Genomic DNA, 21,471 nt, shown 5'->3' on the forward strand with positions numbered 1-21,471 from the left:
TGAATGTAACACCTTGTATTTTTGACCTTATGAAATCCAGTAATTTTACAGTGGCGGTCTCTAGTGTAACGGGAACTCGATTCCTAAACCTATCGCCCCAAACTATTCGTCGCATCAAACTCAGCTTATTGTTCGCTGTGCTGGTGTTTGGCGCTCTGGTCACTGTACTGGTGATACAACTGACTAATGTTGCAGACTCTCAATATCAAGCACAGCAGCTTGCAGATAAAACCCAGCAGCTTGAACTGCAATTGGCTGCTAAAGAGCAACAACTGAAACAACAAGTTCAAGATGCTGAGTTGCTCAAGAAAGAGCTGGTGTATGTCGAGCAGAAACTCAGTGGAATAGAGACAGCAATGTCACTGCCGGATGAAGAGTTAGAATTGCGTGAGCGCGCGGATCTCGCCGCACTCAGCACCGCTGCTCGTCACCAGATGTTGCAATTAATTCCCAGCGGCAAGCCAGTCAAAATTGGCTACCTGTCGTCTAAATTTGGGACGCGTACTCATCCAGTGAAAAAGACGCGATCTATGCACCGTGGTATAGATTATGCCGTCAACATTGGTACGCCAATTTACGCACCTGCTGATGGTGTTGTTGAGTTAACACGCAAAAGTAATCAGGGCTCAGGTAACTTTCTGCGCATCATTCACTCATTTGGTTTTACGTCATCGTATTCCCACTTAAAAGCTTTCAAAGTGAAGCCTGGAGAATACGTTAAAAAAGGCGACCTGATTGGTTTGTCTGGAAATACTGGCCTGTCGACGGGTTACCATCTCCATTATGAGATCCGTATGGTAGGACGCGCCCTTGACCCACTGCCATTTACTCAATGGGAAATGAATAACTTTGCCGCGATTTTTGAATCGAATAAGGACATAGAATGGGATTATTTAGTAAACAAAATAGAGAATCGAATCGCCACCTCACACAGACTGTCATCGCTGACGGAGCCGACATCAGTGGAGAACTCAAACTTACTTGTAATATCCAAATAGACGGCCGAGTCACAGGCAGTATTGAGACAGACCAAACCGTGACTATCAGTGCAACGGGTTCGGTTGAAGGTTCAGTGAAAGCGGATCGTTTGGTTGTTAACGGCCATTTTCGTGGCAAAGTGTACACCAAGAGTGTTGAGATACTGGGTGACGGTCGTCTAGAAGGTGAGGTATCTGCGGGAGAGTTTACGATTCAAAAAGGCGGTGTATTCCTAGGTAACTCGAAAAACGTTACCGCAGAAGAAGTGGTCACCATTGATTCGGTAAAAAAGATTAACACCAGCCAAGCTAGTAAAGACAAACGCAACGATAATAAAGAAGCTGTTGGCCAGTGTGCTTGATTGCGCCAAAAGCAAAAGTTGATATGGCGCATACGAGTACCTGTAGCGATACATATTGGAGTGAATAAACCGCCAAAACCTGGCGGTTTATTTTTATCCACTGCCAAGATGCGATAAAACGAGTGATTAAAGCTGAGCGATAATCATAAGTTCATGATATAGATAACGACAAAACAAATAGGTGATGTACTAAGAGGGATGAGTATGTTTGAAAAGGTAATTTCTTGGTTGGAAATGACACTTTTTACCTTTAACGATCAACCAGTAACACTATGGGCTATTCTGGCGGTACCTACCTGGGTTGTGGTCAGTTTATGGGTCTCTAAGTTACTCATAAAAGGCGTTCGCGCAAAACTAACATCATCGGGTAAGGACCCAAATATTGTGCACTTAATTGAGCGAGTGCTCTTTGTTGTCGCTCTTGGTGTTATTTTCCTTACCACGTTATCAATGCTGAACATTCCTATCACCGCATTTGCCTTTCTTTCCGGTGCAATAGCGATTGGATTTGGTTTTGGTGCACAGAATATCATTAACAACTTTATCAGTGGTTGGATATTGATAGGTGAAAAACCGATTCGTATTGGTGACTTTCTGGAGGTGGAAGGGGCAAAAGGAACGGTGGAACAAATTAACACTCGCTCGACACGAATTCGACGTGTTGATGGGGTTCATATGCTGATTCCTAACAGTAAACTGCTGGAAAATACGGTGATTAACTGGACTCTTAGGGATAAATTGGTAAGAGGTTCAGTCATTGTCGGAGTGGCGTACGGAAGTGATGTTCGGTTAGTTGAGAAGCTAATGCGTGATATTACCGTCAACCACCCTAAAGTACTTTCAACCCCTGAAGTTGCGGTTTTTTTCCAGGATTTTGGAGACAACGCATTAGTCTTTGAAACGTTTTTCTGGATTAACTCACAGGTAGAAGGCGGGGTTAGGGCAGTAACCAGCGATATCCGTTTTGAGATTGACGCTATGTTCAAAGAGCACGACATAACAATCGCTTACCCACAACGTGATATACATCTAGATGGTGCCCTCACCATCGTCAGAGAGTCGAAGAAAGCCTAAACGGAGTTGACGCCAAAAGAGATTCCATGCTCTTTTGGCGTTTTTTAATCGTATTGATAGCAATGACCGCAAGGTGAATCCGTAAGGTTTGCCAGCGTGCTTTAGTTTACCTACTTGGTGACAAGCAATAAGTCACATGGTGGATTGGCTATCAAAACATCTACGGTACTACCAGACCAATAGCGAGACAAGGCGGTCCGTTTACACGCCCCCATTGCCAAAATAGAAGCGTCGAGTGAGTTTACCGCATTAGGCAACCCTTCTTCTGGGTTCGCTTCAATCAGTCGCAAAGGAAGCTGATAAAACTTATTGAGATTGAGGAACTCTTGTATCGCTAGTTTTTGGTTGGAGAGAATCTCTTTTGAGTAACGATATAGATAAGGTGCGACATACTGACAATAGACGAGGGTGGTACTGGCGTTGATTCTAGAGCCAATATCTAAACTGCGGTTGATAATCGCTTTATCAATTTCGGCGTTTTTGTCCCCACGATGAAGTGGGTCAATCGCGGTGGCTAGCTTCAGTTTCTGTGACCATTTTTTTTCGGTCAGCAGTAGTATGTCGTTACTTTGACTAGAGAGCTTTCTAAGTATCTGTGGTGCCAGTACACCTTTGGCGTAATCAATAAGAAACAGATCGTTGTATCCCTGACATTGATGAGTGAGTTGCTTCTCCCAGTTACTGCCCGAAAGTAGTTCGAAATTTATTTCGAGTGCTGCCAGTTCATACTCTGCTCGAATCTGTTCGACTTGCTCTAAGACAGAATCACACCACTGCATAAAGTAATCATCGTAACGAACAGAACTTTCTTCAGAATGAAGGAGAAAGTCTAGAAAGGTGTGTTCTTCACTGCGCCTGTAGTCTTCAGCGTAGATACGCAAGGACTTATTGGATGCCTGAGCAAAAAGAACCGCTTTCTTTAACACCCGACGTGATGGTTTGGCACTGACCTTAGTCAGTAGGTAGACTGCATTCATTTCAATATCCATTTGCGATTAAATGCGACAATAAGTCTTTGTATAAAAAAGATTTAATCCTGTAACTAAGCTTAGTCAAGTTTTAATTGGCACACCAATAGAAATATTGGCGACCATCCGATTGATATCATACTTCACCTAGCCTTATGACCTAAACCTAAACCTAAACCTAAACCTAAACCAATAGCAAAGCATGTTTTCCGCTAACGATAGGGGGCGATCTAGAAACGTTTAATAGCGTGTGTCCCTATAACTTGGTTGTAAACTATTTTTCCATTGCTTTAGGTGGAGTTAGCTGTGTGGGTGGGAATGTTGCTGGATGCGCAGGTGCAGGTATCGCCACTAGTGACCTAGGCGAAGTACTAACGAATGGTTTAGAGCCGAATAATGTGGTGAATGACCCTATACAGAAAGCGATGATGGATTTAGTTCCGGATTATATTGATTATGATTCTAAAAAGGTTGTAACAGATTTATTGTTGGGTGGATATGGTGTAAAAGATATACATAAAATACCACAAGCGAAAACAAAAATTGACGCGATAGTCAGCAGTCTAAATAAAGCTAGTGAACTTGGTAGTGCAGAGGTTTATTTAGAGACTATGTATAAGAACATAAATGAAATCTGGAGTGAAGAGGATACAAATGAGTAATAAGGTATTTGCAGTAATATGTGTTTTAGTTTTGTGCTTTTTTTCTCTAATCTCATTTTTAAAAGAAGATAAGAGTTTTTCGGGTGAGGTTATATCTTCGCGCTGTATTGAAACTGGCAAGTCTGAAGAATCAGTAGAAGTCATTGTTTCTAATCGAAAAGTAAAGAAAAAATTTTCTTTTGGCTTGGGTCTGTATGTTTGTAAAGATGCAGTCGAGTTGATATCCGCGGGTAGTTTAATATCAGTATCGTATGAATCATTTAAAGGTCGTTTTGTGACGGTCAATCAAGTTAATTTGAATGGTAAGTCGCTTTTACTACGCGGTGAAAAATAACAATGTAAGATTGACTAACGCCACTCATCCGAGTGGCGTCCCTCTTCCCAGAACCACTCAATCTACCCTCAGAACCCTCTCTCGCCTACAGAAACAGCAAATTCCGACGGTATCAGCCACGGGAATATATCAAGCATAACAAGGAAAGGCACCATAAAGAATATTGACTAGCAACTCGTTGGCGTATCCTTATTTTCAGCCAACATGACCATTACTCATGAACTTACTGATGGTTTTGTTGGATATTATGACGAAAAATGCGAAATGAAGAATTAATAAGGCGTGACAAGGTAATTGCGAGATACGCATTTTGAATGCTGAGTTCATTGAGGTTCACTCAATTTTAAAGGCGTGCACCCTTTGCCTATTCATACTTTTTAATGGTGCCTGTCCTTATTAAATAGGCGAACAAGAACTAAGCAAACTGTGGTTACTAGCCTAACTTCGGGTGGTACAGCCGATATTAATGTGGCTAGCAATACCGACGTGAAAGGCGCGCTCATTGCGACCACAGACGAGAATGGACAAGATAGCGGTAAACTCAACCTCACCACAGATTCTTTGACCTACGCTGACCTATCTAACACCAGCTACAACCAAAATCGTAGTATGGGGGTCAGTACAAGCGTGGGTATCAATGGCGGAGAGATAGATTCAACCAATAACTCAACATCGATACAGTACAAAAATACATCTGGTTACAGCAAGTCCAAGACACTAGCAACAATAGGTCAAGGTAACTTGACGATTGTGGACTCAGAAAACTCCGACGACACCTCTTCCCTAAATCGCGACACCGAACATACAGAAAAGGACCTGTTCACTGTTGACCGTAAGCAAGGGGATTTTGATGTCACTATTGATCACCGTCTGCTGACCGAAGATGGCAGGAAGGCTATTGCAGAGGATATCGAGAGAACGGAAAGATTAGGTCAAGCCATTGCTGATGTAGCAACTAAGGAATCAATCGTTATATCAGATACCCTAGATCACATTGGTGACGTGCAAAAAGATTTCGATGTACAGAAGAATCTCGCACTGTCTGATGGTGGCAAGTCCATCGATGTCTTAGAGAACAAACAGAACTACAGTGTTGAAGAATATGACCAAGCGTTAGATCAGTATGCGAAGGCTTATGCAAGTGTTTACGGTGTCACTATCGAGAGCGCTAAAGCGGTTGCGACTGAGAAGTTCCGGGGAATGACATATTCCAATTCAGCGGATGGTAAGGCTACAAACTCTAGGGTCTCGATTGACTATAACAATAATGGTGGAGCGACAGATGTGGCTGAAACCATGGGACATGAAGCGGCTCACGTACGGATTGATCAAGGACAAACAAGGTATCGTGAAGGGGCTCTGGCTGAAGAGTACGCAGATACTTTTGGCGAATACTCCGCAGACGGTATGGAGTTTTCAGCGGGGAGTTATACCAATGTACAGCTGAATAAGCCTAAGGCACCAACGGTTAATCTCAGCCATGATGATAAAAACCGACTAGTTAAGAATACCAATGAGCTGATTGATGATGTTGAAAAAGCTAATAATGGTGATGGTGTAGCAAATCCGTTAACTGCTCATGTGAAGCAGGACTATCAGTCTTTGGTCGAAGGCAATCCAAACCTGAAAGATAAGTTAGAAAGAGAAAAGAAAATTGCGCTTGGCCTTTACAACATGGATATCGAAGATATTCCTGATGCTTTAGACAATACGTACCCTCCATTAACAGATGACGCTAAAGATAGAATTATTTCAAGCTTGACGAAAGCAAAGGAGTATGACGAAGAAAATACACTAGAGCGAGTATATGAGAACTTAATAACCGATGGCGTTGCAGCGGATACTGCAAATGACTTGAAAGAAGTGCCCCAAGTTGCGACAGCGTTTGCCGTGGCAGAAGGAATAAAAAATGGCTCTATTGTAACCACAGTCGTAGAAGAGGTAGTAGTTAGAAAAATAGAAAAAACACTGGGTCCGGTAGGCGATAAGGTTGTCGAGTATGGCGGTAAGTTCTACAGCAAGGTCAAAGGTAAACTCGTTGAAGTCAAACAGGTTGTCAGTAGAATTGAAGTCAAAGTAGAACCGGGTACACTTGGCAGTAATGGCGCGAATATTACAGTCAAGTTAAAGCCTAAAGCCAGTGATACTACTGAAATAATCAGTGATTCAACAACGCTCAAGCCTAATGGAAATCAAGGCTTCTACATATCAGACGAAGCAAAGAACGCTCTTGAAGATAAATATGGTGCCGAGAACATAGCGAGGGTTTCTATCGAACAAGGTACAGGGCGGACTGTTATTGAAACTACTCCGGGGCAAAAAGGTGGGTGGAATAAGTTCCTAAACAACCCAGAGCCAAATACGAACTATAAAACAAGTGATAGCTTGTATAAAACAGATGAGTTGGGGCGAGTAGATTCGGTTTCAACGGATTTAACAGAACTAGTACGAAGAGATAGAAACACTTATCAGCAAGGGCAAGCTGGTAAGACAGGCGGCATAAAAGATGGTTTAGAGGATGATCACGGAGGGCATCTCATTGCGTCGATGTTCGATGGACTAGGTGAGCAGATTAATTATGTACCTATGAACAAAAAGGTGAATGGTTCTGGTGGTGAGTGGGGTAGCCTAGAGAGAATATGGAGAAATGAACTAGATAGGGGGAGTGTTGTTAAGGTGGACATTAAACCAGTATATACAGGAAGTAGTAAGCGACCAGATGAAATTGTTGTAACATACCAGATTGGTAATAGGGATCCGATATCTAAGTCGATAGAGAATGTGAGGATGTAAAGTGGATAACCACAAAATAAAAAATCCGCAAGAAATATATCAGGAAATAGGACGTCTGATTTGGTCTATCTTTCCTGAAGATGCTCTGGAGGCGTACTTTTATTGTCAAGTATATCGTGCATCTAGAGATTATAAGTATAACTGGTTGGATCATGATGGAAATATATCGAGGTATGATTTTGAACAACATCCAACTAGTGTTCTTCAGTTAATTTCAGCTCAGTTAAAAGAACTACAGCAGCATAGTATTTTTGACCAAGAACGCTGGACGCATTGCAAAGTAACGCTAACTGATGAGGGACAGTTTCATATTAAGTTTGCGTATATTGAAGAAGAAGATAGCTGGAGTGGTCTGTACATGAGAGGTGTTAGCTCATTAACTAAAGAAGAAGCTGAAACATATTCAGTTCCTGAAGATGTATGGAAAGAATGCCAAGCTCGGTCTTAATTAGGAAATATGTGACTTTGTAAGTTTTGTGCTCACGCCACTCATCCGAGTGGCGTCCCCTTCCCAGAATCACTCAATCCACCCACAAAACCCTCTCTCGCCACCAGAAACAGCAAATTCCAGCGGTATCAGCCACGGGAATATATTGTTAAACCCTGGGGTATTAGGGCTGTAATCTGGTCGTTCTGGCTCTGGGTGGGAGTTGGTTTAACGGTTAAGGTATGAGGGTTACAGGGTGAATATGAGGATTATTTGTGAAGGGATTGTGGTTTAGGTTCAAGCCCTGAAAGAAGAAACCTGATCCCACTACAGGATCAGGCTCGTGATATTCCGTTTTCAGTTCGGCTGAACTATCTACCCTAAACTTCTAAGCTACAACGAGTCAGGGAAAGACGTTATGAGAATGAAATTCCTTGAAATAGCTAGGTTTAGATACAAAAAAAGACGTCCTAGGACGTCTTTCTTCTGGAATTTGGCTCCCCCTGCGGGACTCGAACCTGCGACATACGGATTAACAGTCCGCCGTTCTACCAACTGAACTAAGGGGGAATTGCATTTTGCGCTGCGAATGTTAGCGAGCACCTATTCAGGTGTCAACTATCAAACGGCAAAATAAGTGAATTAAAATGTAGAAAAAAGTCTTTACTTTTCTGTAGCCCTTATCCACCAAGGGCTATATTTACTTATCCACCAAAATTGTGGATAAGTGTGTGTGTTAAATTTGAGTAAGTCAGATTTATGCAAACTTGATGGAATTGATACTCAAAGAACACGGGATCTAATGGCTTGCTAAATAAGGATTTTTAGAATTTATTCACTTAGATTACCGACGTGAAAATATTGGCCGCGATTGTGGATTGAATGCAAAAATGGCAAAAAATGTGAATAAGCTGTGAGTATTTATTCGGGGTTTTTAGAGGGAGATCTCTAGCAGGGCGAAGAATAATATCAGGATTGAAGTGAATGATCTAGCCATAAGGTACGACTTTAAGCAAAACAGCGATTAATTTTATAATCGGCTCTTGAGTCTGTATATATATACAGACACAATAGAAGCCTTCCCTCAGCCAAGGACAGAGATGCGTCATGAGTAAAGTATTTGATTTAGTGTCTGATTATCAGCCTTCTGGTGATCAGCCGACGGCTATCAGCCAGTTGCTAGATGGGCTAGATGCGGGTTTAGCTCACCAAACTTTGCTGGGTGTGACAGGGTCGGGTAAGACATTTACGTTAGCTAATGTTATTGCGACGGCGCAACGTCCCGCTATTTTACTTGCCCCGAATAAAACGTTGGCCGCGCAGTTGTATGGCGAAATGAAATCCTTTTTCCCTAACAATGCCGTTGAGTTCTTTGTCTCTTACTACGATTATTACCAGCCAGAGGCCTACGTTCCAACCACAGATACGTTTATTGAAAAAGATGCTTCCGTCAATGCTCATATTGAGCAGATGCGTCTCTCAGCAACAAAAGCGCTGTTAGAGCGTAAAGATGCCATTATTGTTGCATCAGTCTCTGCGATCTATGGTCTGGGTGATCCGGAGTCTTATCTGAAGATGATGCTTCACATTCGTCGTGGAGACATGATGGACCAGAGGGATATCCTTCGTCGTTTAGCGGAGCTTCAGTACAGCCGTAATGATGTCGCATTTGAGCGAGGCCAGTTTCGAGTCCGTGGGGAAGTGATTGATATTTTTCCGGCAGAATCGGATCAGGACGCAGTGCGTATCGAGATGTTTGATGACGAGATTGACTGTATCAGTGTCTTTGACCCTCTGACTGGGGCGGTTAAGCAACGCGACTTAGCGCGATACACCATCTATCCCAAAACTCACTATGTTACGCCTAGAGATCGAATTCTTGATGCCATCGAAGAGATTAAGGTCGAGCTGGAAGGACGCAAAAAATATTTGCTGGAAAACAATAAGTTGCTAGAAGAGCAGCGTATTTCCCAGCGTACCCAGTTTGACATTGAGATGATGAACGAACTTGGGTTTTGCTCAGGTATCGAAAACTATTCCCGTTATCTTAGTGGTCGCAAAGAAGGCGAGCCGCCTCCGACGCTCTTTGACTACCTACCTCACGATGGTCTGCTCATCATTGATGAGTCCCATGTGACTGTGCCGCAAATAGGCGCAATGTTTAAAGGTGATCGCTCTAGAAAAGAAACGCTGGTGGAATTTGGTTTTCGTTTACCTTCCGCGCTGGACAACCGTCCACTGAAGTTCGAAGAGTTTGAATCTTTGGCTCCCCAAACTATCTTTGTCTCTGCGACTCCAGGTAACTATGAGCTGGAGAAGTCGGATGGCGAAGTTGCCGATCAGGTAGTGCGTCCAACGGGTTTGCTTGATCCAGAGTTGGAGGTTCGTCCGGTTGCGACTCAGGTTGATGATCTTCTCTCAGAAATTCGTATTCGTTCCGCCAAGGATGAACGAGTTCTTGTGACGACGTTAACTAAGCGTATGGCTGAGGATCTCACAGAGTACCTCTCTGAGCATGATGTAAAGGTGCGCTACCTTCACTCAGATATTGATACGGTAGAACGGGTAGAAATCATTCGTGATTTGCGTCTTGGTGAGTTTGATGTGCTTGTCGGTATCAACTTATTACGAGAAGGTCTTGATATGCCGGAAGTCTCTTTAGTGGCGATTTTAGATGCAGATAAAGAAGGCTTCTTACGCTCCGAGCGCTCTCTGATTCAGACCATAGGGCGTGCAGCGCGAAATGTTGCGGGCAAAGCGATTTTGTATGCTGACCGGATCACTAAATCGATGGAAAAGGCGATGGATGAGACCAACCGTCGTCGAGAGAAGCAGCAAGAGTACAACCAGAAAATGGGTATTGAGCCTCAAGCGCTTAAGCGTAATGTCAAAGATATTATGGAACTGGGTGATATTGCTAAGAGCAAGAAGCAGCGAGTGAGCAAAACCGTGCCGCTCTCTAAAGTGGCTGAGTCCTCACAAAGCTACGATGTAATGACACCTCAGCAGCTTGATAAAGAGATCGCGAAGCTTGAAGCGCAGATGTATCAACATGCTCAAGATCTGGAGTTTGAACTGGCGGCGGAGAAGCGTGATCAGATAGATCGGTTAAGACAAAAGTTTATTACTAACAGCTAATTTGTTGGTGCAGGACTAAAAAAATAGCCAATAGAAATCTTGAATCTATTGGCTGTAATTTGTGAATATAAAATTCACTAACAACGTCAGTTGGCTAGGTGACCCGTTAGGGTCATTGAAATTGATAGCATATAGTGTGCCAAAAATTCTGCGGCCAAAATGAGCCATATTTCACTCAAATAGGTCATTTTTGGGTATTTGAATTGCAAATTGCAAAGCGCAATGCAATGATTATACAAGATGCAAAGAAACCATTGGCTAGGTTATGCAACATAGTACTCAAACACAAAAATCTAAATATCTGCTCATGGTAGAGGATACGGCTTCCGTCGCCGCACTCTACCGTTCTTATCTCACTCCGCTTCAGATCGACATCAACATCGTCGGCACTGGTCGTGATGCGATCGAAAGTCTCAACTTTCGAACCCCTGATTTGATCCTTCTAGATTTACGCTTGCCTGATATGACAGGCATGGATGTACTTCATGCGGTCAAAGAGAAGAATCCAGATGTTCCAGTTATCTTTATGACTGCACACGGTTCAATTGATACTGCGGTTGAAGCAATGCGCCATGGTGCTCAGGATTTTTTGATTAAGCCCTGTGAAGCGGACCGTCTGCGTGTCACCGTGAACAACGCTTTACGCAAAGCGAATAAGTTAAAGAACGAAGGCGACAGTCTTTCAAGCCAAGGTTATCAAGGCTTTATCGGCAGTAGCCAAACCATGCAGGCGGTCTATCGAACCATAGATTCCGCAGCGGCGAGTAAGGCAAGCATCTTTATTACTGGCGAAAGTGGTACCGGTAAAGAAGTGTGTGCAGAAGCGATTCACGCGACAAGCAAACGTGGGGATAAACCTTTTATAGCGATTAACTGTGCTGCAATCCCGAAAGATCTGATTGAAAGTGAATTGTTTGGTCATGTTAAAGGCGCATTTACGGGGGCCGCGACTGACCGACAAGGTGCGGCTGAGTTGGCGGATGGTGGCACGCTATTCCTCGATGAGTTGTGTGAGATGGATCTAGAGTTGCAAACGAAACTGCTGAGATTCATCCAGACAGGTACCTTCCAAAAGGTCGGATCCTCTAAGATGAAAAGTGTCGATGTACGTTTTGTATGCGCAACGAACCGCGACCCTTGGAAAGAGGTGGAGGAAGGACGTTTTCGCGAAGACTTGTACTACCGTCTCTACGTTATCCCACTCCATCTACCTCCTTTGAGAGAACGTGGCGATGATATAATTGAGATTGCGTACTCTCTCTTGGGCTTTATGTCTAAGGAAGAGGGGAAAGATTTTGTGCGCTTAGCGCCGGATGTTGTTGAACGTTTTGCTCGCTACGAATGGCCTGGAAACGTGCGTCAGTTGCAGAACGTATTGCGCAACGTTGTAGTGCTCAACAACGGCAGGGAAATATTGTTAGAGATGTTGCCACCACCGTTGAATAAGCCTGCTACCAATGAGATTAGAGTCCCATTAGCGCAAAGTGAAGCGGTCTCGGTACAAGATATCTTCCCTCTATGGTTGACCGAGAAAAATGCGATAGAGCAAGCCATTAAAGCGTGTGATGGCAATATTCCCAAAGCCGCTGGTTATTTAGATGTCAGTCCGTCGACTATCTACCGTAAGCTACAGGCTTGGAACGCGAAGGAAGTGCAATAGTGGATATTTTGAACCAAAGTAAGATTGACAGGCTGGCGAGTGAGATTGGCCCTGAGAACGTGCCTGTGTTGCTAGAGATATTTTTGAATGAGCTCGCTATGTATATTGAGACCTTATCTCAACAAGAAGGAGAAGGGCAGCAGGCGTATCTCAAGGAAATCAGCCACGCTTTAAAGAGCAGTGCCGCAAGCTTTGGGGCAGAAGCGTTGTGTGCTTACTCGATTGAACTCGATGCGCGAGGAAAGTCGGGCGCGACGCTTGAACTTGCTGATTGCAAAGACAAAATGCTATCTCTGCTCAATCAAACTGAGCAGAGATATCAACAATTACTCACACAGTAAGTATTCTATTGCTTGCTGGAGTTTGCTTCGGTCATGGCGCCAATCACGGTTTGGTGATGCTAGCGGCGTCGTGACGCAGTTCCACTCTTCCAGTTCAGGATGAGGCTCTTCACCCAGCACGACGTCAATGCGTCGACCTTGGCATGAGCGTTCACACCATTCGAGCTTCTCTTTAAGTGTCATTTTTCCTGCGGGGCCGTGTTCGGCAGAGAGGTTTTCGACGAAGACCAATTTTGCCTTACGGTTATTGGCAATAGCACGACCAATCTCTGGCAGCAGCAATGGCGGCATGATACTGGTCAAAAAGCTACCTGGGCCGAGAATAATAGCATCGGCCTGTTCGAGTGCGATAACACCTTCTTTTGTGGCGGGTACTTCGGGTTCCAAATCTAGCCTGAGAAGTTTATCTGGCATCTCGTCAACACTGGTTTCTCCGGTCACCCAACGACCATTTGGTGCTAATGCCTTTAGATCTGAAGGATGTTCCGACATAGGAATGATGTTCACATCGACTTTCAGCATATTGCGAATAAGATTTGTGGCGTCTAATGGACGAACGGAAAGGTTGTCGAGTGCCGTCAGCATCAGGTTGCCGAGATTATGGCCATCGAGTTCGCCCGCGCCTTTAAATCGATATTCGAACATCATTGAACTGATGGAAGGGTCGGTAATCAACTGGTTGATACAGTTACGTGTATCTCCCCAAGCAATCCCCCCCTGACAATGGCGGATCCGTCCTGTCGAACCACCATTATCTGTGGTTGCGACGATACCTGTGGCGTTGCTGCCAAAATCCTTTAGCGCCGCAAGCATGCGACCAAGGCCATGGCCTCCACCGACTGCGACGACTTTCTTGCTAGCGTAAACTGTCATGCTGAGCTTCTATTTTATTCATAACCAACTACAATTTAGATTATTGCATTAACATCAAATACTCAATAATAGGTAATTTGGGCTCTAAGCATGATTTTTTCGTTTAGAGGGTAGAATCACGTACAATTATTAAGTATTTTAATGTAAAGCTACTACCCAATATAGGGGTAGTTGCCATAACTCCGAGCTCACAAAGCTAAGTTCATACTGAATAAGCGTTTTGAGCCAGTGACGCGTTGTCACAAGGGCATAGTTGGAAATGATTATGCCTCCCGTGTTTGGAAAGGTGTTCCGTGGCGCAACAATTCGAAGATAGATTTCATCGCAAGTTTTACTACTTGCGTCTTTCTGTTACAGATGTCTGTAACTTTAAATGCACATACTGCCTGCCTGATGGTTATCAACCTTCCGGGCAAAAAAACTCGTCTTTTCTAGCCTTACCAGAGATTAAGCGTGTCGTACGCGCGTTTGCTGATTGTGGCACGTCAAAAGTTCGTATCACTGGTGGTGAGCCGAGCTTACGCAAAGATTTCACCGACATAATTCATACCATCGCCTCTACTGACGGTATTCAGAAAGTTGCAACTACGACCAATGGCTATCGTATGGAGAAGCAGGTCGCTGAGTGGAAGCAAGCTGGTCTTACTCATGTCAATGTTAGTGTTGATAGCTTAGACCCTCGCATGTTTCATCAGATTACAGGTGAGAACAAGTTCACTCAGGTTATGGCGGGAATTGATCGTGCGTTTGAAGTGGGCTATGAGCAGGTCAAAGTAAATGTTGTGTTGATGAAAGATCTCAATGCTCACGAGTTACCTGCCTTTCTAAACTGGATTAAAGACAGACCGATTCAATTACGTTTTATCGAATTGATGAAAACCGGTGAAATGGATGAATTATTTAAGCGCCACCATGTTTCAGGCGTTGCGATTCGTAATCAACTGATTGCTAATGGTTGGTTACTTAAAGTCCGTAATAAGAACGACGGTCCGGCGCAAGTCTTTGTCCACCCTGATTACCAAGGCGAAATCGGCTTGATTATGCCGTATGAAAAAGACTTCTGTGAAAGCTGTAACCGTTTGCGAGTATCGGCAACGGGTAAGCTTCACTTGTGTCTGTTTGGTGATCATGGCATCGAGTTACGCGACTTGCTCCAGCAAGATGCGCAAGAAACCGAGCTAATTGAACGAATTCAAGCACAGCTGCAAACCAAGTCGGTCAGCCACTTCCTTCACGATGGAAATTCAGGTATGACCCCGCACTTGGCTTCAATTGGCGGCTAATACACTTCAACAAACATATAACGCACTTCAGTGATAGCAGGGTGCGAACATTACTTTGAAAAATATAGGTGAACAAATGGGTCACGCAGAAAGCAAATTCCAACCAGCAAACATCGCAGTTTTAACCGTTTCGGATACTCGTACTGAAGAAAACGATACGTCAGGCGGCTTCTTAGTTGAAAACGCTAAAGAAGCAGGTCATAACGTGGTCGATAAGCAGATTGTTATCGATGATATGTACAAAATCCGCGCTATCGTTTCACAGTGGATTGCTGATGAAAATGTTCAAGCGATCATGATTACTGGTGGTACAGGCTTTACTTCTCGTGATAGTACGCCAGAAGCACTGAAGCCATTATTCGACAAAGAAGTGGAAGGTTTTGGTGAATTGTTCCGCATGGTTTCATACGAAGAGATTGGCACGTCAACCATTCAATCACGCGCGATCGCAGGTTTTGCGAACCACACGGTTATTTTTGCGATGCCTGGTTCAACAGGCGCTTGCCGCACGGGTTGGACTAAGATCATTAAGCAGCAGCTAGATGCGAGTCACCGTCCTTGTAACTTTATGCCTCACCTATCGGTATAGTTTTGGGAGCGAACAATGAGCGAGTTGACTCATATTAACGCTTCCGGTGAAGCAAACATGGTTGATGTATCGGCTAAGGCAGAAACGGTGCGTGAAGCTCGTGCAGAAGCTTTTGTACACATGGCCGCTGAAACTCTAGAGCTGATTGTCTCTGGTCAACATCATAAAGGTGATGTCTTTGCGACGGCGCGAATCGCGGGGATTCAAGCAGCGAAGAAAACGTGGGATCTTATTCCACTGTGCCACCCTCTATTGCTTTCTAAGGTTGAAGTACAGCTAGAAGCGATTGAAGCAGAAAATATGGTACGAATTGAATCTGTATGTAAGCTGTCAGGCAAAACTGGCGTCGAGATGGAAGCGTTGACTGCTGCATCCGTCGCGGCACTGACTATTTACGACATGTGTAAAGCGGTACAGAAAGACATGGTCATTGGACAAGTTCGCTTACTGGAAAAAACAGGTGGTAAATCGGGTCACTTTAAGGTGGAAGAATGATTAAAGTTCTTTTTTTTGCACAGACGCGTGAACTAGTTGGCAAGGATGAACTCGAGTTAGAGGGTGACTTTGCTACTGTTGAAGCCATTCGTGCACATCTCGTTCAGCAAGAAGGTAAGTGGGACTTAGCTCTGGAGCCGGGTAAACTGCTCGCCGCGGTAAATCAATCGATTGTACCGCTGGATCATCCGATTAAATCTGGTGATGAAGTGGCGTTCTTCCCGCCAGTTACTGGGGGATAAACATGGACAGTCGTGTATCGGTTCAGTTTGAAGATTTTTCTCTCAGTGATGAATATCAGGCGTTATCAGGTGGTACTTCAGCTGGTGCTGTGGTGACGTTTGTTGGCAAGGTTCGCGATATGAACCTTGGCGATAATGTTACTGGTTTATCGCTCGAGCATTATCCTGGTATGACTGAAAAGGCATTAGGTGAAATCTGTGATGAAGCAGAGCGACGTTGGCCACTTTTAAATATCCGAGTTATTCACCGTGTTGGAGATTTGGATATCGGTGATCAAATCGTGTTTGTTGGTGTGTCGAGCGCACACCGTGGAGCGGCTTTCGATGCGTGTGAGTTTGTGATGGATTATCTTAAAACCAAAGCCCCCTTTTGGAAAAAAGAACGCACCACAGATACGACGCGTTGGGTTGAGTCAAGAGACTCAGACGCCAAAGCTGCTGAACGCTGGCAGCAGAAATAGTGACAGAGCGAATTGCGAGAATAAAAGCTTCCTTAGGGAAGCTTTTTTATTGTTTATTACAAGGGCGAAAGAGTCTCACTGGCAAGATCTGAAACTGCGGTTGTTGGATTAAGTGTTTTCTAGTCATTGCATGCTATTTGCAAGGTTTTTGATAGGCGGATGGCGAGCCAACACGGACGCTCAGAAGCATTGTAAGTGGTGGCGTGGGGTTTAATAGACTGAGCCTATTGCAAAAATTGTTGATTTCCATTTAGTAAAATCAAGAAATTAGACAACAATTACAATATACAGCAAAGCTTGCACGCAAGGAGACACAGATGGAATCATTAAAAGTAAAAGACTACATGACCCTGCAAGCGGTAACCTTTACCCCAGAGATGTCATTAACAGCAGCTCTCGACAAGGTAATGAATTCACGCTATCTAGGTGGTCCAGTTATTAACGAACAGAAAGAGGTCATCGGTTTTCTTTCTGGGCAAGATCTACTCGATAAACTCATTAATGTGAGTTACTACTGTCAGGACAGTCACATTGTTGCAGATTGTATGCATCGCGAAGTGTTATCCGTTACGTCTGATACATCGATTATTGAGTTGGCAGAGATGATGAAGGTAGGGCGTCCGAAAGTCTATCCTGTTATAGATGCAGGTAAACTGGTTGGCATCATTACGCGACGAGATGTGCTCAGAGCGATAGGCAAAAATATTGAGGATTGCTTTAAACATCCTGTATAACAGTTAGAACATGAAAATAATAAGAGGTGCCACGTGCACCTCTTGTTGTTTTCCCGTCAATCTCAAAGGGAAGCGTATGTCCGATCAGAGTGCTAAGTTTGTTCAGGGGTCAACCATGCGTCACATACTAGTGATGTCGGGGGCTGGCTCGGTTGGCTTGATGGCACTCTTTGTGGTTGATCTGGTTGATATGTTGTTCATCAGCATGTTAGGGCAGGTTGAGCTCGCAGCGGCGGTGGGCTTTGCTGGAACGTTAGTCTTTTTTTCAACATCCATCTCTATTGGTACCTCAATCGCAATGGGGGCATTGGTTTCCAAAGCGATCGGGGCGGGTAAGCGACAACACGCACGCGAACTGAGTACCAGTATTATGCTGACAGCGGTGACAATCAGTGTTCTTGTCGCTGCGCTGATGTTCACGTTTATTCCGGAGTTGCTCCAAGCGATAGGCGCGCAAGGGGTCGCCGCTGAGCGTGCCGAAGCCTATTTGCGGATCATTCTTCCTAGTGGACCGGTGATTGCAGTCGCAATGGCGGCTGGAGCAGGTCTAAGAGCGGCAGGGGATGCTAAGCGTTCTATGTGGGCGACCCTGTCCGGTGGGTTAGTTAACGCCATCTTAGATCCCATTTTCATTTTTGGTTTCGACTGGAATGTAGAAGGGGCGGCGCTGGCATCCGTTTTCGCTCGATTTACTGTGTTGTTTTTCTCTATATATCCACTGATTCGAGTTCATAAATTAGTCGCGCGATTCAATTACTCTGTTTGGCTCAACAACCTCAAGCTTATCCTCGCGATTGCAGTTCCTGCGATTATTACCAACATTGCGACCCCAATTGGCAATGCGATTGTCACCTCTGCGATAGCGCAGTTTGGTGAACATTATGTGGCAGGGTTTGCTGTGATCGGTCGTCTTACACCTGTCTGTTTTGCCGTGATTTTCGCTCTGTCTGGTGCCGTCGGGCCGATTATCGGTCAGAACTACGGTGCTGAGAGAATGGATCGTGTCAAAGAGGCGCTTAATAACTCTTTGATCGTTACAACGCTATATACCTTAACGGTGTGCATCATTCTCTATTTTGGCCAAGGACTCATCATACAGTTATTCAATCTTACAGGAGATGCAGAGTTGGTCGTTGCTGCCTTTTGTACCTATGTGGCTATTAGTTTCATTTTTAACGGCGCTCAGTTTGTTGCCAACACGTCGTTTAACAATCTTGGCAAACCTCTCTACTCGACCGCGCTCAATCTTGGTAAAGCAACGTTGGGGACGCTGCCCTTTGTCCACTTAGGGGCAATGTGGTTCGGTGCGCTGGGCGTACTTTATGGTCAAGCGCTTGGCACGGTTGTTTTTGGTTTGATCGCCATCGTGGTGCTTCGTAAGCATATTAATGATTTGATGCGCTCGGTGCATCTTGAACATTCGACCTCTGATCCCGCAATTACGAGTGTGAACAGTCAGCCTTTCTGTAGTCATGATGCCGTGCTCATTGATGATGTTGCCGCAACCACAGATGTTACAGAACAAAATCGAGAAAAAGGTTGACCTTGGAGCTAGCTCTAAGGTTTACACTTCGAGTGTACAGTGAACGGAGATAAACATATGTGCACAAAACACAAAGCATGCCAGTCAACCAAAATGGCACCAGTTCCAAGCCAATCTGGTTCTTGCGCTAGCCCAAATATTTCAGCAATTAAAATGGCCAGTGTCGAAACTGCAGAAGCAGGCTGTTGCAGCTCGAACAGTTGTAGCAGCGGGTCAGACCCTAGTGAAGATGAGGGTGAGCCCAGTCTTTCTACACGTTTTACTCAAAGCTGGATAATTGATGGAATGGATTGTCCATCTTGCGCAAGAAAAATTGAGACCGCAGTAAACCGAGTCAGCGGTGTTGCTGAAGCCAAGGTACTATTTGCGACCGAGAAGCTCATCGTTAAAACCGATAGCGCTAGCGTCCTTCAGTTAGTTGAGCAAGCTGTCATTGATACCGGATTTACATTTTCTAGCTCTAGCACGCGTGAAGACAAAAAACGTTCACAGGGTTGGAAATCGGTATTTATTCAGAACAGTCAAATTATTGCGATTGCCTCTGCTATGGCGGTCGCCGCGCTAATCAAACCCTCATTTCCGCTAATCAGTGAGTGGATGTTTATCTTCACCTGTCTTGCTGGTCTTTATCCAATCAGTAAAAAGGCGATCGCCCTTGCTCGTTCGGGTACCCCTTTTGCTATTGAAACCCTGATGAGCGTTGCGGCACTTGGTGCGCTCTATTTGGGGGAAACCATCGAAGCGGCGATGGTATTACTCTTGTTTCTCATTGGTGAGCGGTTAGAAGCGTTTGCTGCTTCAAGGGCACGCAGTGGTGTGCAGGCATTGATGGAGCTAGTTCCTGAAAATGCAATCCAAATTATCGATGGTAAACGTGTTGAGGTATCGGCAAGTCAGTTGCACCCTGGCGATGTGATTGAAGTGTCACCCGGTTCTCGTCTTCCTGCCGATGGCAAGTTGCTGGCGGAGGTCGCTAGCTTCGATGAAAGTGCTTTAACAGGGGAATCTGTGCCTGTTGAACGATACCAAGAAGAATCTGTAATGGCAGGCGCGGTTGTCGTGGATAAAGTTGTTCGACTGACCATTACCTCCAAACAGGGTGAAAACGCCATTGATCGTATTCTCCATCTCATCGAAGAGGCTGAATCGCGTAAAGCACCATTAGAACGTTTCTTGGATAAATTCAGCCGTTGGTATACCCCTTTGATGATGTTGGTGTCACTACTTGTCATCATCACACCTCCGCTTCTGTTTGCTCAACCTTGGGAAACTTGGGTCTATCGAGGTTTGGCATTACTGCTTATTGCTTGCCCTTGTGCATTGGTTATATCGACTCCAGCAGCAATTACGTCTGGGCTTGCGTCGGCAGCAAGGCGTGGGGCGTTGATCAAAGGTGGGGCGGCTTTAGAGCAGCTTGGAAAAATCGACACAGTCGCCTTCGATAAAACGGGTACCTTAACCAAAGGTAAACCAGACGTGACCGATCTTATTGCCTTTGGTGAATGGACCGAAATGACCTTAGTGGAGAAAATTGCTGCCATTGAAGTCGGCTCAAGTCATCCATTGGCGGTGTCTCTGGTGAACAAAGCCAAACTCATGGGCGTTGACATTCCCGAAGCCCAAGATAAGCAAGCTTTGGTTGGCAGTGGTGTTCGAGGTGTCGTTGATAATGTTGAATATCAGGTGACAGCACCAAGTAAAGTGACTCTTCCACTTAGTGAAAATTGGCAGACGCAGATTGAAGAGTTAGAGCAGCAAGGTAAAACCGTTGTGGTCGCGATTGAAAATCAAGCAAAAGTAATGGGGTTGATTGCGTGGCAAGATACCTTGCGAGATGATTCAGCACAAGCGGTTAAAGCGTTACAAAAATTGGGTGTTCACTCGATAATGTTGACGGGTGACAACCCTCGCAGTGCACTGGCAATTAGCTCAATGATCGGTATTGACTACAAGGCTGGTCTGCTGCCACAAGATAAGGTGAGTTACGTTGAACAGCTGTCAGCGGTCGATAATGTCGCCATGGTCGGAGACGGTATTAATGATGCTCCTGCGATGAAAGCGTCAAGTATTGGTATTGCCATGGGTGGTGGTACTGATGTGGCGCTTGAAACGGCCGATGCAGCTTTGACTCATAATCGCTTGACTGAGCTGGCTGGAATGATTGAGTTATCGAGAGCGACGTTAGGCATAATTCGTCAGAATATTGCTTTGGCGCTCGGTCTAAAAGGTGTCTTCCTTGTCACCAGCTTACTCGGTTTGACGGGTTTGTGGGTGGCGGTACTGGCTGATAGTGGCGCGACGGCGATAGTGACACTCAATGCGTTGCGATTGTTGAAGTTTAAGTCCCAACTCGATTAGTGGATAGAACAATAAATAGCCCTTACATTTATGATGTAAGGGCTATTTTTTATGCAACTGACAAATTGGATTTGCTAAAAATTGTGATCGAAACCGATTTTGCTTGCAATGTAAGTTTTTGTTGCGATCGTTGTTGTGATCGTTGTCACTATAAAGC

At 44.7% G+C, this 21,471-nt stretch carries 20 protein-coding genes, 1 tRNA gene and 1 riboswitch; of the genes, 18 read left to right on the top strand and 3 right to left on the bottom strand.

Annotated elements, in window-relative coordinates:
- The first annotated feature begins 29 nt into the window (after positions 1–29).
- The 3 genes from ACQEXP_RS03560 (at position 30) to ACQEXP_RS03570 (ending at position 2,413) form a co-directional block, all read left to right on the top strand.
- On the top strand, positions 30–998 hold the full coding sequence (locus tag ACQEXP_RS03560) for a peptidoglycan DD-metalloendopeptidase family protein (RefSeq protein WP_426968264.1): 969 nt from the start codon (positions 30–32) through the stop codon (positions 996–998).
- Positions 884–1,339, top strand: coding sequence for a bactofilin family protein (locus ACQEXP_RS03565; protein WP_138973620.1), 456 nt, complete (start codon positions 884–886; stop codon positions 1,337–1,339). Before ACQEXP_RS03560 ends, ACQEXP_RS03565 begins: the two co-directional genes overlap by 115 nt.
- Positions 1,340–1,543: 204 nt before the next feature.
- A complete protein-coding gene (locus ACQEXP_RS03570; RefSeq protein WP_426968266.1) occupies positions 1,544–2,413 on the top strand; it encodes a mechanosensitive ion channel family protein in 870 nt (289 codons plus the stop codon).
- A 110-nt stretch (positions 2,414–2,523) separates the two neighbouring features.
- On the opposite strand, the gene ACQEXP_RS03575 is transcribed toward ACQEXP_RS03570, so the two are convergent.
- The gene (locus tag ACQEXP_RS03575) at positions 2,524–3,390 is read right to left on the bottom strand and encodes a universal stress protein (RefSeq protein WP_426968268.1); all 867 of its coding nucleotides are present in this window, start codon (positions 3,388–3,390) and stop codon (positions 2,524–2,526) included.
- Between the two features lie 299 nt (positions 3,391–3,689).
- Between ACQEXP_RS03575 and ACQEXP_RS03580 the strand changes: the two genes are divergently transcribed.
- The 4 genes from ACQEXP_RS03580 (at position 3,690) to ACQEXP_RS03595 (ending at position 7,618) form a co-directional block, all read left to right on the top strand.
- The gene (locus ACQEXP_RS03580; RefSeq protein WP_426968269.1) at positions 3,690–4,043 is read left to right on the top strand and encodes a hypothetical protein; all 354 of its coding nucleotides are present in this window, start codon (positions 3,690–3,692) and stop codon (positions 4,041–4,043) included.
- A complete protein-coding gene (locus tag ACQEXP_RS03585; protein ID WP_426968271.1) occupies positions 4,036–4,377 on the top strand; it encodes a hypothetical protein in 342 nt (113 codons plus the stop codon). The genes ACQEXP_RS03580 and ACQEXP_RS03585 overlap by 8 nt, the downstream gene beginning before the upstream one ends.
- A gap of 426 nt (positions 4,378–4,803) precedes the next feature.
- The gene (locus ACQEXP_RS03590; RefSeq protein WP_426968273.1) at positions 4,804–7,170 is read left to right on the top strand and encodes a DNA/RNA non-specific endonuclease; all 2,367 of its coding nucleotides are present in this window, start codon (positions 4,804–4,806) and stop codon (positions 7,168–7,170) included.
- Between the two features lies 1 nt (position 7,171).
- The gene (locus tag ACQEXP_RS03595; RefSeq protein WP_426968275.1) at positions 7,172–7,618 is read left to right on the top strand and encodes an immunity protein YezG family protein; all 447 of its coding nucleotides are present in this window, start codon (positions 7,172–7,174) and stop codon (positions 7,616–7,618) included.
- 473 nt (positions 7,619–8,091) lie between these two features.
- Here ACQEXP_RS03595 and ACQEXP_RS03600 read toward each other — a convergent pair.
- Positions 8,092–8,167, bottom strand: a tRNA-Asn gene (locus ACQEXP_RS03600).
- A gap of 537 nt (positions 8,168–8,704) precedes the next feature.
- Between ACQEXP_RS03600 and uvrB the strand changes: the two genes are divergently transcribed.
- From uvrB to luxU, 3 genes are all read left to right on the top strand, one after another.
- Positions 8,705–10,735 (top strand): excinuclease ABC subunit UvrB, encoded by a 2,031-nt coding sequence (uvrB, locus tag ACQEXP_RS03605; RefSeq protein WP_426968277.1) that lies wholly within the window; start codon positions 8,705–8,707, stop codon positions 10,733–10,735.
- 265 nt (positions 10,736–11,000) lie between these two features.
- A complete protein-coding gene (gene luxO, locus ACQEXP_RS03610; protein WP_269376135.1) occupies positions 11,001–12,395 on the top strand; it encodes a quorum-sensing sigma-54 dependent transcriptional regulator LuxO in 1,395 nt (464 codons plus the stop codon).
- Positions 12,395–12,736, top strand: a complete 342-nt coding sequence (gene luxU / locus ACQEXP_RS03615) for a quorum-sensing phosphorelay protein LuxU (RefSeq protein ID WP_269376134.1) — start codon at positions 12,395–12,397, stop codon at positions 12,734–12,736. The genes luxO and luxU overlap by 1 nt, the downstream gene beginning before the upstream one ends.
- Here the strand turns inward: luxU and ACQEXP_RS03620 are convergent.
- The gene (locus tag ACQEXP_RS03620; RefSeq protein WP_269376133.1) at positions 12,722–13,609 is read right to left on the bottom strand and encodes a YvcK family protein; all 888 of its coding nucleotides are present in this window, start codon (positions 13,607–13,609) and stop codon (positions 12,722–12,724) included. The two genes, luxU and ACQEXP_RS03620, sit on opposite strands and share 15 nt — an antisense overlap.
- 168 nt (positions 13,610–13,777) lie before the next feature.
- A riboswitch (molybdenum cofactor riboswitch) is annotated at positions 13,778–13,914 on the top strand.
- On the opposite strand from ACQEXP_RS03620, the gene moaA reads away from it, so the two are divergent.
- The 8 genes from moaA (at position 13,903) to ACQEXP_RS03660 (ending at position 21,314) form a co-directional block, all read left to right on the top strand.
- Entirely contained in the window at positions 13,903–14,892 is a 990-nt protein-coding gene (gene moaA / locus ACQEXP_RS03625; RefSeq protein WP_269376132.1) for a GTP 3',8-cyclase MoaA, read from the top strand. It overlaps the preceding riboswitch by 12 nt.
- Before the next feature lie 76 nt (positions 14,893–14,968).
- Positions 14,969–15,481 (top strand): molybdenum cofactor biosynthesis protein B, encoded by a 513-nt coding sequence (gene moaB / locus ACQEXP_RS03630; RefSeq protein ID WP_138973605.1) that lies wholly within the window; start codon positions 14,969–14,971, stop codon positions 15,479–15,481.
- Between the two features lie 15 nt (positions 15,482–15,496).
- Positions 15,497–15,976, top strand: coding sequence for a cyclic pyranopterin monophosphate synthase MoaC (gene moaC / locus ACQEXP_RS03635; protein ID WP_269376130.1), 480 nt, complete (start codon positions 15,497–15,499; stop codon positions 15,974–15,976).
- Positions 15,973–16,218 (top strand): molybdopterin synthase sulfur carrier subunit, encoded by a 246-nt coding sequence (gene moaD / locus ACQEXP_RS03640; protein WP_426968280.1) that lies wholly within the window; start codon positions 15,973–15,975, stop codon positions 16,216–16,218. The genes moaC and moaD overlap by 4 nt, the downstream gene beginning before the upstream one ends.
- Positions 16,219–16,220: 2 nt before the next feature.
- Positions 16,221–16,679: a molybdopterin synthase catalytic subunit MoaE gene (gene moaE, locus ACQEXP_RS03645; protein ID WP_426968282.1), complete on the top strand. Its 459-nt coding sequence runs from the start codon at positions 16,221–16,223 to the stop codon at positions 16,677–16,679.
- Between the two features lie 317 nt (positions 16,680–16,996).
- A complete protein-coding gene (locus ACQEXP_RS03650) occupies positions 16,997–17,413 on the top strand; it encodes a CBS domain-containing protein (protein WP_138973601.1) in 417 nt (138 codons plus the stop codon).
- Between the two features lie 76 nt (positions 17,414–17,489).
- A complete protein-coding gene (locus tag ACQEXP_RS03655; protein ID WP_426968284.1) occupies positions 17,490–18,956 on the top strand; it encodes an MATE family efflux transporter in 1,467 nt (488 codons plus the stop codon).
- Between the two features lie 57 nt (positions 18,957–19,013).
- Positions 19,014–21,314, top strand: a complete 2,301-nt coding sequence (locus ACQEXP_RS03660; protein WP_426968286.1) for a zinc/cadmium/mercury/lead-transporting ATPase — start codon at positions 19,014–19,016, stop codon at positions 21,312–21,314.
- Positions 21,315–21,471 lie beyond the last annotated feature (157 nt).

It is taken from the genome of Vibrio sp. TRT 1302, from assembly GCF_050113875.1.
Classification (GTDB): domain Bacteria; phylum Pseudomonadota; class Gammaproteobacteria; order Enterobacterales; family Vibrionaceae; genus Vibrio.